The 17,195-nt window shown below is 70.8% G+C and carries 14 protein-coding genes, 2 pseudogenes and 1 riboswitch; of the genes and pseudogenes, 7 read left to right on the forward strand and 9 right to left on the reverse strand.

Annotated elements, in window-relative coordinates; translation table 11 throughout:
• Positions 1 to 275: 275 nt before the first annotated feature.
• Both M6G08_RS25715 and M6G08_RS35900 read right to left on the reverse strand, forming a co-directional pair.
• The gene (locus M6G08_RS25715; RefSeq protein ID WP_272589521.1) at positions 276 to 968 is read right to left on the reverse strand and encodes a hypothetical protein; all 693 of its coding nucleotides are present in this window, start codon (positions 966 to 968) and stop codon (positions 276 to 278) included.
• 1,586 nt (positions 969 to 2,554) lie between these two features.
• Positions 2,555 to 2,685: pseudogene (locus tag M6G08_RS35900) on the reverse strand (alpha/beta hydrolase); the annotation flags it as partial.
• A gap of 159 nt (positions 2,686 to 2,844) precedes the next feature.
• Between M6G08_RS35900 and M6G08_RS36060 the strand changes: the two are divergent.
• Positions 2,845 to 3,123, forward strand: a complete 279-nt coding sequence (locus M6G08_RS36060) for a hypothetical protein (protein WP_443048949.1) — start codon at positions 2,845 to 2,847, stop codon at positions 3,121 to 3,123.
• Here M6G08_RS36060 and M6G08_RS25725 read toward each other — a convergent pair.
• The gene (locus tag M6G08_RS25725; RefSeq protein WP_272589522.1) at positions 3,080 to 4,111 is read right to left on the reverse strand and encodes a sodium:calcium antiporter; all 1,032 of its coding nucleotides are present in this window, start codon (positions 4,109 to 4,111) and stop codon (positions 3,080 to 3,082) included. The two genes, M6G08_RS36060 and M6G08_RS25725, sit on opposite strands and share 44 nt — an antisense overlap.
• Positions 4,112 to 4,684: 573 nt before the next feature.
• Between M6G08_RS25725 and M6G08_RS25730 the strand changes: the two genes are divergently transcribed.
• Both M6G08_RS25730 and M6G08_RS25735 read left to right on the forward strand, forming a co-directional pair.
• Positions 4,685 to 4,903: a hypothetical protein gene (locus M6G08_RS25730; RefSeq protein ID WP_215206717.1), complete on the forward strand. Its 219-nt coding sequence runs from the start codon at positions 4,685 to 4,687 to the stop codon at positions 4,901 to 4,903.
• Positions 4,904 to 4,992: 89 nt separating this feature from the next.
• Positions 4,993 to 5,976 (forward strand): sporulation protein, encoded by a 984-nt coding sequence (locus M6G08_RS25735; RefSeq protein ID WP_272589523.1) that lies wholly within the window; start codon positions 4,993 to 4,995, stop codon positions 5,974 to 5,976.
• Positions 5,977 to 6,415: 439 nt separating this feature from the next.
• Here the strand turns inward: M6G08_RS25735 and M6G08_RS25740 are convergent, their stop codons facing one another.
• Positions 6,416 to 6,820, reverse strand: coding sequence for a (2Fe-2S) ferredoxin domain-containing protein (locus M6G08_RS25740; protein WP_383139041.1), 405 nt, complete (start codon positions 6,818 to 6,820; stop codon positions 6,416 to 6,418).
• Between the two features lie 42 nt (positions 6,821 to 6,862).
• Positions 6,863 to 7,050, reverse strand: a riboswitch (cobalamin riboswitch).
• A 25-nt stretch (positions 7,051 to 7,075) separates the two neighbouring features.
• A complete protein-coding gene (locus M6G08_RS25745) occupies positions 7,076 to 8,062 on the reverse strand; it encodes a ferric reductase-like transmembrane domain-containing protein (RefSeq protein ID WP_272589524.1) in 987 nt (328 codons plus the stop codon).
• A gap of 401 nt (positions 8,063 to 8,463) precedes the next feature.
• Here M6G08_RS25745 and M6G08_RS25750 point away from each other — a divergent pair, with 401 nt between their 5' ends.
• Together M6G08_RS25750 and M6G08_RS25755 are read left to right on the forward strand one after the other, a co-directional pair.
• Positions 8,464 to 8,799, forward strand: a complete 336-nt coding sequence (locus M6G08_RS25750) for an ArsR/SmtB family transcription factor (protein ID WP_272589525.1) — start codon at positions 8,464 to 8,466, stop codon at positions 8,797 to 8,799.
• A 2-nt stretch (positions 8,800 to 8,801) separates the two neighbouring features.
• Positions 8,802 to 9,530, forward strand: a complete 729-nt coding sequence (locus M6G08_RS25755; RefSeq protein ID WP_272589526.1) for a cation efflux transmembrane domain-containing protein — start codon at positions 8,802 to 8,804, stop codon at positions 9,528 to 9,530.
• A gap of 48 nt (positions 9,531 to 9,578) precedes the next feature.
• Here the strand turns inward: M6G08_RS25755 and M6G08_RS36065 are convergent.
• Positions 9,579 to 9,751 (reverse strand): annotated as a pseudogene (locus M6G08_RS36065) (YnfA family protein); the annotation flags it as partial.
• A gap of 152 nt (positions 9,752 to 9,903) precedes the next feature.
• Positions 9,904 to 10,863: a LysR family transcriptional regulator gene (locus M6G08_RS25760; protein ID WP_272589527.1), complete on the reverse strand. Its 960-nt coding sequence runs from the start codon at positions 10,861 to 10,863 to the stop codon at positions 9,904 to 9,906.
• 71 nt (positions 10,864 to 10,934) lie between these two features.
• Here M6G08_RS25760 and M6G08_RS25765 point away from each other — a divergent pair, with 71 nt between their 5' ends.
• Complete coding sequence (locus tag M6G08_RS25765; RefSeq protein ID WP_272589528.1) at positions 10,935 to 11,849, forward strand: dihydrodipicolinate synthase family protein; 915 nt, start codon at positions 10,935 to 10,937, stop codon at positions 11,847 to 11,849.
• 1,056 nt (positions 11,850 to 12,905) lie between these two features.
• Here the strand turns inward: M6G08_RS25765 and M6G08_RS25770 are convergent.
• Positions 12,906 to 13,880: a CU044_5270 family protein gene (locus M6G08_RS25770; protein ID WP_272589529.1), complete on the reverse strand. Its 975-nt coding sequence runs from the start codon at positions 13,878 to 13,880 to the stop codon at positions 12,906 to 12,908.
• A complete protein-coding gene (locus tag M6G08_RS25775; protein ID WP_272589530.1) occupies positions 13,873 to 14,505 on the reverse strand; it encodes an RNA polymerase sigma factor in 633 nt (210 codons plus the stop codon). Before M6G08_RS25775 ends, M6G08_RS25770 begins: the two co-directional genes overlap by 8 nt.
• A gap of 1,337 nt (positions 14,506 to 15,842) precedes the next feature.
• Between M6G08_RS25775 and M6G08_RS25780 the strand changes: the two genes are divergently transcribed.
• Complete coding sequence (locus M6G08_RS25780; RefSeq protein ID WP_272589531.1) at positions 15,843 to 16,772, forward strand: adenosine kinase; 930 nt, start codon at positions 15,843 to 15,845, stop codon at positions 16,770 to 16,772.
• Positions 16,773 to 17,195 lie beyond the last annotated feature (423 nt).

Genomic DNA, 17,195 nt, shown 5'->3' on the forward strand with positions numbered 1-17,195 from the left:
CGTGCCCGACCGGAGCAGGCGCCCGGCACCGGGGAGGAGTACGGGGGCTCCTGGCCGAGCGGGGTGTGCGGTCCCCGGCTCTCCTGACATGGGCTTCGGACCTTGGCGCATGTGTTCGCCCGTGCCCAGGCCGGGGCAGTCGAGCTGTGTCTGGACGCCACCGGAAGGAGAACTCAGACGCGACCACCATTGGCCCTGAGCGACCACGCCGCCCAGAAAGCAGGGGAGCTCGGAGATTGCCTTCGTGTCCTGGAGGGCGGCACCGTCATCACGCATCAGTCTTTTCTTGCCCGTGATTCGGTGTTGGCCCGTTCGAGTTCTCGAATGACAGCCTGTTCGTCCTGGCCGTGTACCGCCTTCTCGAGGCTGTGATCGTCTTTGCGGGAGAAGCGTTCGCCGCGGGAGACATCCTCCTTGCTCAGGTTGCGTCCGCACCATTCTCCTTGCCCGACGGTCTGGTGGTCGAAGGGGACGGCGGCGCCTTCTCCGAGTACTGCCCACTGGCCGGAGGCCCATCGCAGAGCGAGGAGGTAAGTGTGACCGGGTTCGAGGCGGGGAGCCGCAGCGGTCGTTCGCTTCGTGCGCTTGCCGCTGTCGCGGTAGACGTTCCAGCCGGCGCTCACCATGTCGAAGTCCTGCCCGATCCGCTGCCGGGGGTTCGAGGAAGACCAGAGGATCCTGTCCGTGCGGAAGGTCACCGCTCGGTCGGTCCGGTACTCGACGGGGCCCTTGGCGAAGTTGCGCCGGTTGGTGTCCTGTTCGGCTGTCGGTGTGGCCACGACGACGTGATCGGCGTTGGTTATCCAGTCCTCCGCTGTCCGGGAGGGGTGGCTGTCGCCGGGGATTCCGCAGCCGACCACCGTGTCGAGACCGCCGTGGCCGACCAGGACGCCGGCGGCGACTCCTGCCAGGGCCACGAGCGCGGCGACGGGGCTGCTCGTCAGGCGGTCGGTGAGTGTTGTTCGCACGTCTATCAGGACTCCAGAGCGGGGACGAACGCGGAGACCGCGGTGCGGGCGGCTCCGGCGCGGCAGGCTGCGGGTGTGTCTTGGGGGCGTGGGGCCTCGTGAGCCCACTTCGAAGCGGTGTTGGCGCACAGGGCCATGCCGCCGGCGCCGCTACGGCCGTCCCGGCGCCGGCCCCCCGCTGTACGGTGCGTGAGGCAGGCAGCAAGCGCACGGCCAGAGTCGTGGCCGCGGTCGATGCGAACTCACGGTGCTGCTCGCAGTGCCGGGCAGCATGACAGCGATGAACAAGCCAGCACGAACCTGATGCCTGCCCTTGCGCATGTGTCCCCCCTCCAGATGGTGGTCGAGGCCTCTGCCTCACGGCAGGAGCCGAAATGCCCAGCCATCGGAGGAGCACACGAAGCGAGGTCGGCGCGCGGAGCAGCCGGCCACCGGGATGCCGGACCCCCGTGTCGACGGTGTCCCCCGGTCACTGGTCGACGTGCATGAGAGCGGACGGGTCAGATCCGCCGAGCACGGCGATCATGTTAGCCACGCGACGACCGCAGAGAACGAGGGTTCGATTCCACGGTGGCGGGAAAGCGTCACATGCACCCGTCAAGTCGGCCAGGCAACTCATCCGAGTCCCGCGCTGGTTGGACACGAGCGACTGGTGGCCGATGCTCTCCGGTCACCGATTGAAGATGGCTGGATATATACGCTGGGAGCGAGTCCGGTGACCATCGCAAGTCGGTGCCTGATGTACGCGACCCGTCTGCCTCTCCTCGACATGCCGCGCGGGTATGAGCGAGCGTTTCAGCGGTGGATCGCGCCTCGCCCCCCCTCACGACTCGACATGCATGCCAGGACCGCGCGGTTGGCCACCATACGGCTCTCGCCCCTGCTCCACGCCGTGATACAGAGACCGGAGGGGCTCGTCCGGACAGGCGGCGAAGACGGTATCGCCGATCCGCAGGAACACGGAGGCGTCCTGACGCCCAAGACAGCGCCGTAGGCCGCGCCTTGCGTGTGATTACTCCATCGTGGACGATCAGTGCTGTCGGGTCGGCTGAGTTTTGTGGTCGCTGCGACGGACTCCGTCGACCGGTTTGAGCTCCGAGTTGATCAACGGCTGGAATCCCCGGCCGCGCAAGATGCTCTTCAGGGACCAGAGGAAGAGACAGCCGTGTGGCGCGTCGTTCTGCATCTGACGCCTGTGACGGTGGCAGCTGCGTTGTCGCTGCCCCTACCGGGGGCACTGGTACTCCGGAGTGCCTCTGACCGTTGGCCGCGGGCCGTCTTCCGCCTCGGCTCTCTCGCACTCGCTCTCTGGCTGGCGCTCATAGCCGTGGCAACGTTCGCCGCCTCTGACGGCAGCACTGGCGGAAGCGGCGGCGGACTCTGGCTGAGCCCGGGAATCGAAACGCTCACAGCGGACAGCACCTACGTCACTGCCCATGAGAAGGAGATGACAGTACGGCAATGGGTGGCGAACGCACTGATGTTCGTGCCCCTGCCGATCCTGCTGGCGACAGTGCGCCCTGGCCTGTCGGGGGCGAAATGCCTCGGGCTATGTGCAGCGGCGGCTGTCGTCATCGAGTCCATGCATCGGCCCCGGACAGCCGGCCCAGCAGCGACTCCGTGAGCACCAGCCCCGGTACGAGCCCGGCCTACGCATGGCCAGCAGCAAGGCGCGCGGGGTGCCGGCGTCGATGCCCACAACGGCGGCGTCGGCCAGGGGCGCTTCGGGCGCCCGCGGTGACTTGTTCGCCCCGCAGTGCTCGACGGATCGGCACGGGGCGGTCAAGGTACTGATGGAGGCCGCCCCGCAGAAGGTGCGCTTCGCGGAACCGCAGCACCGGATGCCGGGAACCGAATCTCACAGAGGATGCTCGCGATGACGCTGCGGAACCTGGTGCGCGACGGCCGGGTCACGCGCCGCGTCGGGCCGACGGTTCCGTCCCGCGTGCGCTACCGGGTGGTCCGAGCTGACAGTGCGCGGTGGCGGTACCGAGCTGTTCGGCACACTGAGCCGCATCGGCGCGCCCCCGGGCGCAGGACGGCACTCGTGGATCCCCAGGCTCAGCTTCACAGGATCGCCGCTCTCACGACCCTCGGAACCGGCCGAGGCTTCAGACGGCGAGCACGGCGACGGTGCTCGTGTAGATGGCGATGAGCAGAATGCCGTCGAAGCCGATCCGCAGCCAGCCACGCCTCTGGCGGACGAGAAGGCCACCGAGCAGGACCGCCGTCATGACCATCGCCCCGCTGGTGAGGAACAGCTCGTCCGGGTTGGCAGCGTGGAACAGGGACCCGTCTCGGTAAGCGACGTCGCCGACGACCAGGTTGAGCGCGTCCAGGCAGTTGCCGCCGATGATGGCGGCAATGGCGAGGGTGACGGCTCCGCGCCGGACGGCGGCGATGGAGGTGACCGTTTCCGGCAGGGCGTTGACGAGACCCATGAACACGGCGCCCACGAGACCGGCGTTCAGGTCGGTGTGCTGCACGATGCCCTCCGCTGCGCGGGCCACCGCCCAGCCCCCGACCACGACGAGGGCCGCGACTGCCGCGAACTCGGTCCACAGCCGTGAGGTTCTGTGCCGGGCCAGTCCCTGGGTGGCTTCCTCCGGCACGTCGGGAAGCGTGTCCTCCGTTCGCACCGCTCGCCACATGGGTGCGCCGTGGTTGTTGATGAGCCGTAGGCCGCCGATGTAGAAGGCCACCATCACCACGGAGGCCGGGTGCAGCCCCAGGACGGTGACCGACGGGCTGAACGCCGCCATCAGAGCGAGTCCCAACAGGCCGATGAGCAGGCATCCGAAGAGCATGTTGGAGACCGATGCGGCGGCGTGTTCGAGGTTGACCTTCCGCAGGAAGGCATCGGCGACCACGAGGGCGACCGTCTGGGCAGCGATACCTCCGACGGCGTTGCTGTACGCGAGGTCGGGTTGGTCCGAGGCGGCACTGACGGCGGTCATCACGATGCCCGAGAGGGACGTCACGAGCCCGAACAGGACGGCCCCGAACAGGGCTTCGCCCCATCCGGTGCGATCGGCGAGGGTGTCACCCACACCGGCGAGCCGGATACTGCACAGCACGGTGACTGCCGTGGCCAGGAGGAAGACGCCGATGCTCCAGCTCAGCGGCCACAATTCGGTCAGCACGGTGCACATCATCCTTCGCGGGTGTGAGTCGGAGCCGGAAGTCGACTGTCACGTACCACCAGCGAACCGCTCCACACGACACGCCCTTGCTCGTGGCGACGGGGGCCGCCTCGTCACGCTGGGACGCCGTGGACCGGCCGGTTGCCGCCGACGGGTGGGTGCGGAGCGGGTGAGTTCCTGCAGAAGACGCGGGGGCGCGCAGCTTGCGGTCCAGAGGCTGCGGCCGCAGGGCGTCGCCGCTTCCGCGCGGGAAGGGCGGAAAGGCACACAGGGTGACCGTCAGATCGGACAAACCCGAGCCCCTTGAAGAGGGCACCGGGCCGGCCGGCGCGGCCCGCCGAGAGCAGGAGACAACAACCGTACGCCGGAATGGTAGAAGGCCGCGCCCCGAAGGGCCGAACCCCGGTCGTCGAACCAAGCAGTCGCTGGCCAGCCCAGGAGCGAATTCAAGCCTTTCCCTGCGAGGCGGCCCGCAGGGCACTGCCCACCCGCCTGACCCACTCTATGATTCTACACGTTTGTAGAAACAGGTCCTGGGTCAGCCCAGGCCACGCACCTCTGGAGACGACACACATGGCCTCGATCGACCTGGACAAAGTCCTGGACAAGGCATGGGCGGACAAGAGCCTGCAGGAGATACTCGCCGCCCCCGTGGGAGCGCTGAAGGGGGTTTCCGACCGCGACGGTGAGCTGCTCCAGGAGGCTTTCGGTGTCAAGACCGTCGCGGACCTGGCTGACTTGAAATACGTCCGCTGGGCGCAAGCCCTCGCTGCCCTCGAAGCGGCCAAGTAGCCGGCCGGTCAACGGCTGTGGTGCCGTCCGTCGCCGCGGACGGCACCTTACCGATGGAACAGACGCACGTATAAGGAGTGGACGCCACGATGGTGTTCAAGCGACTTCTCGGCTCGCTCGGCGTGGGCGCCCCCACGGTCGACACGGTCCTCGACCCGGCTCCCGTCCTACCCGGCGGCGCGCTCAGCGGGCAGGTGCACCTCAAGGGCGGCCAGGCCGACTTCGACATCGAGCACATCACGCTCGACCTCGTGGCCCGGGTCGAGGCCGAGCACGAGGAAGGGGAGAGCGAGGGGGTCGTCGTGTTCGACCGGTTCACCGTCGGCGGCGGCTTCCGGCTGGCCGCCGAAGAGACACGCAGCGTCCCCTTCACCGTCGCGCTGCCCTGGGAGACACCCGTCACCGAGCTGTACGGGCAGCCTTTGGGCATCGTCCTCGGCGTGCGCACCGAGCTCGCCGTCGCCGATGCCAGGGACAGGGGCGACCTGGACCAGCTCACCGTCGCCCCGCTGCCGGCCCAGGAAGCGGTCCTGGAAGCCCTCGGACAGCTCGGCTTCGGCTTCAAGTCCGCCGACCTCGAATACGGACACATCGGCGGCACCGGGCAACAGCTCCCCTTCTACCAGGAAATCGAACTCCACCCCGCGCCCCAGTACGCGCACCAGGTCAACGAGATCGAGCTGACCTTCCTGGCCAACCCCGCAGGACTGGAGGTGGTCCTGGAAGCCGACAAGCGCGGCGGCCTCTCCTTCTCCGGCCACGACGCGCTCACCCGCTTCACCGTCGGCCACCACGACACCCGCGACTGGACGGCCGAAGTCGACGGCTGGATCCGTCAGCTCGTCGAGCACCGGTCCGCATCCGGGCACGGTGCGTCCTTCAGCGGCCACGGACACCATGGACACGCCGAGCATCACCACGACGACCACCGCCATTCCGGTCCGGGTGTGGGAACGGCGATCGCTGCCGGAGCCGCCGGCCTCGCGGTCGGTGTCGTCGGCGGCATGGTCGCCGCCGAAGTCGTCGACGAGGTGGGGGACTTCTTCGAGGGCGACGACGAGAGCGAGGACTGAGCGACAGCCCACCCCGGGTGCAGGAATGCGGAGCCACCCGCTCGGCCATCCGCTTCCCGACCACGACACCGGCCTTCTACGACCCCGGGCCGCATCGCCCGGGGGCTCAGGACGACCAGGCAGTCGTTCGCGAGGTGTGTCACGCCCTCTGCCTCCCACCCCGCGAGTTCGATCTCTGACTGACCGGGGGGTGTTAAGGATCAAGACCGGTTCCGGCAGCGTGGTCACAGTGGCGGCGTGCGACGGGTTCGGCGAGGTCGGTGAAGCCTGCCGCGCAGGGCAGGGCGACCGGATGCCGGCCTTCGCCCCGTCCGCCGACTCTCGGGGCGAAGAAGCCGACGAAGCCCGCCGCGTCGTGCGGGGCGGCGTGAACGGACACGGTTGGGGGCGCGGCCGTCGAGCACGCTTCATGCCCTCCTCCGGTTCACCGTCCGTACGGTCAGGGAGCCGTGCGCCGTCGCGGCGGCTTGATGGCGTACAGGTCGAGGATGTCCGGCGGGGGTGCCACCCCCGGTCCGCCCGCGCGTGCCCACGCGGCGATGTCCTCGGTCGCGTCCGGATCGTTGACCAGTCCGAGCCAGACGGGACGGGCACCGGCGGCACGGCCTTCGGCGGAAGGCAGTACGACGATGACGTTGGCCTGGTCGCAGACGTCGAGGCAGTCGGAGACGCGCACCGGTGCCGCGGCGCGCAGGCGGTCGGTCTGGGCCGTGTGGTCGACGCCGGTCACTTTGGGGCTGCCGCAGCAGCAGTCGCGGCACACAACGATGCGGCACGGCACCTGGGCGGCGGCCGTTGCGGCCCTCGTGTCGTCTGTCGTTCGTCCGGTCGGCGTTGCGGGCATGCGGTGCCGTCCCTCTCTCCGGGGAGATCCGCCCCGGTGGTCCGTCGAGGAGGCGACCGCGTGAGTCTCCTGGCTCTCGGGTCGATGCTCCTCCCGGCCTTCCCGCCCGCTGCCGGGCAGTGGCCTGTCGGGACTCGCTCGCCGATCACAGTGGCGGGACCGCGCCGGATTTCCACCGGCTTCCTCGTCCGCCGTCGCCTTGTCACCGGACATCATCCCATCCCGGGACGCCGTCCCACCGCCCCGTTCGAGCCTTCAGTCCGTCTCCTGGGAGTGCGGGGCCGTCGCGGGCGGATGGGTCGGGCGGTCTCGCCCACCGTCACGGCCGGACGCCACCACGGCGACCAGCCCGACGACGACGGCCCCGGCGGCGGCCCGTCCTGCCGCCCGCAGCCACCACCCCGACCGGGCCGCGCCTCCACCCCTTCCGGGAGAGCCCAGCCGTTCGGCCCGCCGGGCCGGCCTCATCAGACGCAGCAACAGCAGCACCGCGACCGGGAGTTGCAGCAGCCACAGGACAGTGCGCGGCCACTCCCCGTACCAGACGTTGGTTCCGTACAGCAGTGTGTGCCACACGCTCAGCACGTAGACGACGATCACGAAACGGTGCAGCCGCCTCCAGGTGTTCGCTCCGATGCGGTGCCGGACGTAGAACAGCAGCCCCAAAGGAATCGCCAGGTACAGGGCACCCTGCCCGAGCGGGATGGCGATCCGGCCGGTTCCGGAGTCGTACCAGCCGGGCACGAAACTGTCGGCGAAGCCCACCCACAGCCGCTCGGCCCAGTCCACCTTCGTCTCGTAGCGTACGAGTTCCGCGGCGAACATCAACGCGTGCGCGAACATCAGCGCCGTCGTCGTCAGACTCGTGGTGCGGTGCCAGCGCTCCAGCACCTGCCGGGAGACCGGCAGTCGGGCGGGCCGCCGCCCCGACAGCAGCAGGCCGAGTATGACCGTGCCCCAGGCCCACAGCAGCCCCGACCACCCGAACGCCTGGCTGAGCAGGTACATCCAGTAGGTGCCGGCATCGTCCATGAACGGCATGACCGCGACCGTGTCCGAAGCACCCGACTCCATGCGCGCCCACAGGAGGGCGAACACGAGCGCCGTGACCACCACCGCCGCGGCGGCGTCGGGCAGGGCGGACCGCAGGTCGCCGCGGAGCACGACTCGGTCGCCGGGAGGCTGTCGCCGTCCGGGCGGGGGTGCCGCCCCGCCCTCGACCGGCCTCGCGTCTGATGTCATCAGGGGCCTCCCGGGCACGGGCCACCGCGGTGACGGTGCGCATGTGGCGTGAGGCAACAAGTCTGGCCGGGGAGGAAGCGAGACCCCGAGGCGGTATCCGGCCAGAGTCTTCGCGAGCAGTGCGCGGAACACACCTGCTTCTGCCTGGCCTCGGGCTCGGGCTCGGGCTCGGGCTCGGGCTCGGGCTCGGCCTCGGGCTCGGGCTCGGGCTCGGGCTCGGGCTCGGGCTCGGGCTCGGGCTCGGGCTCGGGCTCGGGACAACCGTCGACGTGCCACGGTTGCAGGGATAGGGCACGGCTGCCTCCGCGCTGACATAAGCAGTCGGTTCACGCCTCCCCTCGACCGACCCAACTCCCGGATACAGGGATTCCTGGATTCAGAAAGTCCTGTACTGTCGTGGGGTGCTGACTGTTGCCTCCGACATCGAGGTGCTGGCCCGCTTCGGCCGCGCGCTCGCCGATCCGATCCGCTGCCGCGTCCTGCTGGCCTTGCGCCAGGCACCGGCCTATCCGGCCGAGCTCGCCGACGCGCTCGGCGTCTCCCGGACCCGCCTGTCCAATCACCTGACCTGCCTGCGCGACTGCGGCCTCGTGGTCACCGTGCCCGATGGGCGCCGCACCCGCTACGAGCTCGCCGACGAACGCCTCGGCCACGCCTTGGACGACCTTCGGGCTGCCGTGGTGGCTGTCGAGACCGACCGCGCCTGCGTCGACGCCGACGAGAAGGGCTGCTGCTGACCATGACCGCCGGGATATCGATATCCCTGGGGCCGTCCCAGGCCCGCCGCGAAGTCCTCGCCAGGCGCGTACGCCTGCTGGTCGCCGCCACCATCGCCTACAACGTGATCGAAGCGATCGTCGCCATCACCGCCGGCACGATCGCCTCCTCCAGCGCCCTGATCGGCTTCGGTCTCGACTCGATCATCGAAGTCTCCTCCGCCGCCGCGGTCGCCTGGCAGTTCTCCGCCCGCGACCACGCCCTCCGCGAGGCGCGCGAGCAGACCACCCTGCGCATCATCGCGGTGTCCTTCTTCGCGCTCGCCGTCTACGTCACCTTCGACGCCACCCGGGCCCTCGTCGGCACCGGCGAGGCCGACCGTTCCATCCCCGGCATCGTCATCGCAGCCCTGTCCTTGGCGATCATGCCGTTCCTGTCCGCCGCCCAGCGCAAGGCCGGACGCGAACTCGGCTCCGCGTCCGCGGTCGCCGACTCCAGACAGACCCTCCTGTGTACGTACCTCTCCGCCGTGCTCCTGGTCGGCCTGGTCCTCAATGCCACCCTCGGCTGGTCCTGGGCAGATCCGATCGCCGCCCTCGCCATCGCCGGTATCGCCGTCAAGGAAGGCCGCGACGCCTGGCGGGGCAAGGGCTGCTGCGCCCCCACCGCCCGCCCTCCGCTTCCCGTCGCACCGGCCGCGGACGAGACAGACGCGTGCGGCCGCGAGCCGGGCTGCACCTGTTGCTCGTAGGAGCCCGCGCACTCCCGCCCGCGGGCGCGTGCCTGAGTCGCGCGGTCGTCAGTGGCCGCGCGGGACGCACCTGACGACCGCCAAACCGGCGAGACACCCCAGCGCGCCGATGACGGCGCAGCGGTCGGGGCGGTAGCCGTCGGCGACCACGCCCAGGTGATCGATCCGGCGACGAAGGCGCCGCCGCACGCGTCGAGGACGCGGCCGAGGCTGTCGTCGGTCGTGATCCTGCGCCGAGCGGTGAGGGAGGACAGGCGGACCGAAAGCGGCCACCGTCGTCGCAACCAGCCGCGTTGTCGCGCCGCAGGAGTGCGGCCAGCTCGTTCGGCGCCGGATGGAACAGGTCTCCCCAGCCCTCTGACCGGGCCGCGGCTCAACTCCCCGGAGCGATCAACGAGGAGGCATGGCCCGTGGCGCCCACCGCTGTTCGCGCCGCCGCCACGAACGCTGCGGTCGCCGGGTGGGTGCCGCCTCCCGCGCGGAATGCGACCTTCGAGCGGCGGAAGAGCGGCAGCCGGGTCAGGACCACCTCCGCGGGGGCGTGTGCGGTGGCCATCTCCGGTACGAATCCGGCGCCTTGCCCGATGGCGGCCAGTGCCAGAACCGTACGGAAGTCGTTGACCTGATGGCGGATGCGCGGCTGGAAGCCGGCCGCCTGACAGGCGCGTACAGCCATCACGTGGCCGGTCGTGCCGTCCCGGGCGGTGATCCATGGTGCCGCTGCCCACGGCCCGAGCAGTTCCGCCAGCGTGTCACCTCGGGCGGCCGCACCACTCGCGGGATCAGTGTCGGTGCCGGTGGTGGCTCCCGTGGCCAGATACATCGGCTCCTCCAGCAGAGGCACCTGGTCGACCGTGGTGTCCGGGGACGCGGGCACGAAGTCGTAGTCGTGGACGAGGGCCACGTCGAGTTCGCCGGCGCGCAGGCCGTCGGAGACCCGTGCCGAGTCGATCTCCTGGACCATCGGTTCCAGCGCGGGGTGCCGCTGGGCCAGTTCGGCCAGCGTGGCGGGCACGATCGCGGGGCCACCGGACGGAAACGTCCCGATCCGCAGCGGGCCGCCGATGCCCTCGCGTGCCCCGGCCAGCTCGGAGACCGCCAGCTCGAGGCGTTCGAGGACGGCGTCGGCGTGGGTGACGAGGGTGCGGCCCGCAGGGGTGAGCACCACCCGTCTGCCACTTCGTTCCAGCAGGGGTACGCCCGCCTCCCGCTCAAGCACGCTCAACTGCTGGGAGACAGCCGAGGCGGTGAAAGTCAGCGCCTCGGCCACGGCCGCGATGGTGCCACGTCGGTGCAGTTCGCGCAGCAGGTGGAGACGTCGGACATCAAGCATAAGGGCAGCTTACGCATGGGCGAAGAAAGATGTACTGGATCTACAGGGTCTGTGTCGGTCAGGCTGGGCGCATGAAGCGTGCAGCGAACCTCACCGGTCTGTTTGTCCCCTTGGTGACCCCGTTCACCGACAGCCTGCGCCTCGCCCCGGACGCGCTCGCCCGCCTCGCCGACGAGGCGCTGTCGGCCGGCGGCGCTCGCGGACTTGTTGCCCTGGGCACCACCGCGGAGGCGGCAACGCTGACCACCGAGGAGAGGCGGACCGTGATCCGTATCTGCTCGGCCGCCTGCCGGGCGTACGGAGCTCCGCTGATCGTCGGCGTCGGCACGAACGACACCGCCGCCGCCATCACGGCACTGCGGGAGCTCGCCCAGAGCGGTGACGTCGCCGCCGCGCTTGTTCCATCGCCGCCCTACACCCGGCCCGGCGAGGCGGGAACACTGGCGCACTTCGGGGCACTCGCCGAACACGGGGGTCTGCCACTGGTCGTCTACGACATTCCGTACCGCACCGGTCAGCACCTCGGCACCGGCACGCTCAACGCGCTCAGGCGCCTGCCGCAGGTCGTCGGGGTCAAGTACGCGACCGGTGCGATCGACGCAGCCGCGATGGAGCTGCTCGGCTCGCCGACTCCGGGCTTCACGGTGCTCGGCGGCGACGACGCCGTCATCTCGCCGCTGCTCGCGGCGGGCGCCCACGGGGGCATCCTCGCGTCGGCCAATGTCCGCACCACTGACTACGCCGAGCTCTTCTCGCTGTGGCAGCGTGGCGCCGCCGGGCCGGCCCGCAGACTGGGAGCCGAGCTGGCCCGGCTGTCCGCCGCGCTCTTCGCCGAGCCGAACCCGACCGTGCTCAAAGGGGTGTTGCACGCCCAGGGCCGCATCCCCAGCCCGGCCGTCCGGCTGCCACTGCTGGCCGCCTCCGCCGGTTCGGTGCGGCGAGCGGTGGACCTGGCCGTCGCCAGGGCCCAGGAGACGGCGGCCTGACGCGGGCTCATGGCCCCGCGGCCCAGTCCGAGTCGTCCGTTCCCGTGGACCACTGGGACGGTTACCGCATCTCGTCCCAGACGATCCACGGCCGCGCCTGCCAGGCGCCCCCTCCGGGGCCTGGCCCGCAGAAATTGTCTCGCTGCGGCTTGAGGTGGTCAGCAGAGGTGAGGCAGGCTTCGAGGGCGGCTCGCTGTTGTAGTGGCAGATGGTCGCCGAGGGCACTTCGCGGGGGCTGTGATCGCCCTCGCAGAGCCGGCTCCGTTCGTCGTCGTGGAACCACCAGTCCTCGGCGCCCCGCATGGGGTGCCCCTGAAGCAGGTGTCTGGCCAACGCCTCGCTCGCCTCGGGCGCCCCCTGAACGACCAGGGCCTCGACCACCGCCGTCACGGCCTCCTCCGGAACTGCCGCGTCGCCGAGAACCGGCGGAAGAAGGAGGAGACGGGCGTGAGAGTCGATGACGCCAGCAGCACCCGGTGGTGCCTCCAGCAGGCCGGCGAGCTCACCGCTGTTGAAGTGCACGACGATTGCGAAGCCGCCGACCAGCGGCGTTTCGAACCGCGGCCACGCCGACCGATCGTGGAGCGTGTCCAGCATGACGTGCGCGTCGCCCGCGTCCGATCCGTAGGCCTCCGGCGCGAACCCGTCAGCCAGATCCGCCAAGTACGCAGGCCAGAAGCCCGGCTCAGCCAGGAGCGGGTGCCCGTCCACGACGGGCGACGAGGAGTACCAGTGCCGTGCCATCACCATGCCGCCTTCGCGTTCGGCGGATGCGGTCGCCGGCCTATGGTGCCTGCCGCCCACCGCTTCGGTGTCGAACATGATCGACGTACCGGCCACCATCAGACTCCGCAGCGAGACCGGCGGAACAGGGGCCGATAGCGCCTGTCGATCACACGAGGTCACCAGCGGGCTCGGTTCCTCGGGGAATCGACGAGAGTTGAATACGCGGCACCGGGATGCTGCCGGCGGGCTCGGGCCGGGACCCCCAGGGCCGCCGGCGGCCATCTGCCGGTGCCTGCGGCGTCTGGGGTTCCCCGGCCACGGGACCGCGGCCTACGGGCGCTGCTTCACCCGGTCGACGACCCCCCAGTCCACTACGTGCGAGAGCTGGACGTACTTCTTCCCGGAAGTCGAGGTCCGCTCGTCGCGGAATCCCAGGAACTCGTACGACACCGGGTCGAAGATCAGGTACTTGCTCTTGTAGGACCCGCGTCCGGTATGGGCGATCCCCACCCCGGTCCGCCCGGCGGAGTCCTTCACTCCCGGGATCGTCCTGACACCGGGCACGAGGGCCAGCGCCTCGTACGCCGCGGGGCGCAGTCCCTGGGGCAGCACCGGGTTCTTCAGGAGCTCGCCGAGCAGCCAGTAGGCCTCGAACCGCTCGTGCTCGTCGAGATCGCTGATCGGCCGGTCGGCGGCGCGGGAGCCGAGGGAGATGATGGCCAGGACGAGCTTCTCCGGGTCCTGGGGCAGTTTCTTCAGCTCGCTCCACTTCCGGGGTGGCCACACCCCGCCGCCCTCGTCCGCGGGCTCCTCCCACATCTCGCGGCCCAGTTCCATGGTCAAGGAGGGCTTGGAGACATCGACCGACTCCCACATCTCGTCGGTGTAGGTCTTGACCTTGCCGGTTCTCCGCTCCGTCTCCTTGATGATCCGTTTCGAGTAGATGAACTGGTCGTCGCGCGGCGCCGCCGGCTGCTTCTCCTGCTCGCGCTCCCACGCAGCCGCCCCGTTCAGCACCGTCGCGGCGGCGTTCTCCACCCGCGGACTGCCCGTGCCCGGTGTGCCGCCCTCGCCGGAGCCGCTCGTGCCGATCAGCACCGCCGTCCCCGTAACGGCCGTGGCGACCACCGCGGCCGCCGCGAGGCGCAGTACGTGGCGGCGACCGGGACCGGTGCCCCTGCCGGTGCGCCGGTCCGCGTGGGCGATCGCGTTGAGCAGCTGGTGCCGGGCCCGGTCGCGGGCCGGACCGGTGAGCGGGGCCGCGTCCGCGTCCCACTCCCTCAAGAGTTCGAGTTCGTCATTCATGGTCGGACACCTCTCGCAGTGCCGTCGGATTGGCTCCGCCCAATGCTTCGCGCAGCTTGCCGCGAGCCCGGTGCAGCCGTGATCTGACCGTGCCCACGGGAACACCGAGGGCCTGGGCCGTCTCCCCGTAGCCGAGATCCCCCCAGGCCACCAGCAGCAGCACGTCCCGGTGCTGAGCGGGCAGCGCGGCCAGCGCCGCCGCCAGCTCGCGGCCTACGGCCCGGGCCACCACCCGGTCCGCGGCCCGGTCGGCCAGCGGCTCGTCGTGGTCGGCGGGGGCCGGGACCCGGGCCATGGCCTTGAACCGGCGGGCCTCGGCCCGCCGGTGCCGACTGACCAGGTTGGTGGCTATGCCGAACAGCCACGGCCGGGCGTCCGCGCCCGCGGCGCGGGCCGGGTCGTAGCGGTGCCGCTGCTGGAATGCGGTGGTGAAGGTCTCCGCCACGAGGTCGTCTGCGACCTCGCCGCCGAGGCGGCGGGCCACATAGCGGTGCACGGCGTCGGCGTGCCGGTCGAAGAGCGCGGCGAACACCTCGGGCTCGTCCCGGGACCGCGCGATCACTGAGGCGTCGCTCTCCGCATCGGCACGCGCGGTGCCGACGCCGACGCCTGGTCCGACGGTCATCGGGACTCCTCTCGTCCAAGGACGATGCTCGAATAGCTGGGCTTTCACCAGTCCTTCGCCCATCGCGCCGAAGCGGTTCCCGCAGCCCCCTTGCCCGGCGGCACCGTGGTCTACGGCCACACTCGCATGCCGTTCGTCCGCCTCCCCCCGTCCGGCGACGTGAGATCGCGTGGCGACATCCTCCGGATCGGACCGACGCACGGCGGCGGACTCCTGCCTGCTGACAGGGGAAATCCCCTTATCCCCTTTGATGCGGCACTATGGCTTCGTTCCGCTCGGGCGAGTTCGGATCTCGCTGAGGTAGACGCTTCGACCATCGCCATGCGTGTCCGGACCACGAGGAGGCGAACCGCCGCGTCTCACTCCTGGGTCCGCGGCACACTCCGCCGGTCGGTGGCAGGGCTGCACCGGACCTGAAATGCCTTGCAGAATGTCTCTGCAAGGCATTGCGGAACGTCGGACACGGTCGTTAAGGTCCCTGTGCTGAACGGATTCGGCGGGCCTTCGGCTGGAGTGCCGAGTGACTCGGGGGGTGTCGTGGCGGTGCACGCAGCCGGTGTCGAGCCCGGCGAGCGATGCGACGGCGGCTGCTGCGGCATTACCTGGCCTCGCGGCTGGCTCCCGGCAGCTGGAGCGCTGCCGTCCTCCTGGGCGGGGAACGCCGCAAGGCGATGCCGACCGTAGGGGCGCGGCTGTACGACGCCGGCACGGACCGCCTGCCCGCCACGGCGACCCTGGACCGCGCCACCGACCGGTCCCTCGTCGAGCGCATCATCGGGGAGGCTTGGCGGCTGGCGCTCGCGGTGGTCACCGCGGGGGGCGCCGGAAAGCTCCTCGTCACGGCCGGCTTCGGCACACGTGTGCGGCACGGCCGGGGGCTCGCGGAGGGCCCCGAACCCGCTGTGGGAGCGACCGGTGGAGAAGGTACTCATCCGCAGCCGGCACCTCGACGACGACGGTGTGGCCGCGCCGGCGGTTCGCGGCTGCGGGTACCTGATCGCCGTCATGCACTCGGGAGGGCATGGTCGCGCTACTGTCCGCGGACTGGCCGCGGCCGCCCGGCTACCGGCCTCGCCCCCGTCGGCACCGTCGCCATGGGCAACGCCCGTCCCCGGTTGCTGCGGCCGGCGGAGGAGACCGCGTCGGCCAACGAACACGCCGACGTCGCGGCCGTCTTCGCACGTAATGCCTGGAGGCCGGCGCTCCTCCTGCCCCCGCACAGCACTGCATGTCCCGCGTGAACGCCCCGCTCCGCCCCGCACGCCCCCTACGCCCGCACACCCGTACGCCCGCCTCCCCGGTCGCTTCCCGATCGGTCGACACAGCAAGGAACCCCTGTGAACCGCAGCATCGACGTCCTCGTCCTGGGCGGCGCCGGCGTGGACACCGTCGTCCACGTGCCGGAATTGCCCCTCCCGTTCGCCGACAGCTACATGATCCGCCCCGGGATCGTGACCCGCGCGGGCCAGAGCGGCGACTTCTTCGCCGTCGGCACGCACGCCCTGGGCCTGCGCACACACCACCTCGACATGATCGGCGACGACCACGAGGGCGATCTCGTACGCGCCCTCCACCGGGACCGGGGCATCCCCTTCACCGAGGTCCGGCAGCCCGGCGGCACCAAGCGCGCGGTCAACCTCGTCGGCCCCGACGGGCGGCGACTGTCGCTGTACGACGACAGCCGGGCGGGCGAGACCGACCGGCTGCCCGACGACGTGGTGCGCGACCTGGCCGGTGCGAGCCGGCACGCCCATGTCGTCATCACCCACCCGTGCGCGTACGCGCTGCCCGCGCTGCGCGCCGCCGGTCTCACCGTCTCGACCGACCTGCACGACTGGGACGGCGTCAACCCCTACCACGTGCCGTTCGCCCACGAGGCGGACCTCGTCTTCCTCTCCACCACGGCACTGTCCGACCCGGAGCGGACCATGCGCGGGATCGTCGAGCGGGGCAGGGCCCGGGTGGTCGTCGCGACCGCCGGCAGCGAGGGCGCGTACCTGCTGACCGACGACGTCCTGACACACATCCCCGCGGTCGCCCCTCCCGGGCCCGTGGTGGACTCCAACGGCGCCGGCGACGCGTTCGCCGCCGGCTTCCTGTACGGCTGGCTGGGCGGCGAACCGCCCGCCCGCTGCGGCCTCTACGGCGCGGTGGCCGGGGCGCACGCGTGCACCGTTCCCTCCACGCGGACCGAGGCCATCGGCCTCCACGACCTCATCGGCCGCGCCGCCGCGCTGGACGGCGCGGTGGCGGAAGACCGCGCGTGACCGCTCCCGGGCGCACCACCGGCGACACGTCGTCGTCCGCGGCGCGGCGCGGCGGGGGTGCATGCCGACCGTCAGGACCGGTGCGGAGCCCCTCGGCACGGGGACGTCGACGAACGAGGCCACTCGGCATGCTGCTCTGACGCGCCCGGGCACCGGCCACGGTGGTCTCCACCGGGATCCACTCCAGCCGACCTCCCTGCGACGTCGGAAGCGGCCTGGACCTGCTGCTGGTCGGTTCCGGCCGTGTGTCCGTCCTGCGCTCCGGTCGGCCGCATGGACGCAGTCGGCCAGGCTGAGGCCGGTGAGGGTGTTGAGGGCGACATCGAGGCGTTCGACCTGGGTGTTTCCGGTGCCGGAGTAGCAACTACAGGACCGGCCGAAGGACTGCGGGAGGGACGTGAGAACGGGGCGAGCGCAGCCCAC

The organism is Streptomyces sp. M92, from assembly GCF_028473745.1.
In the GTDB taxonomy this organism is placed as follows: Bacteria; Actinomycetota; Actinomycetes; order Streptomycetales; family Streptomycetaceae; genus Streptomyces.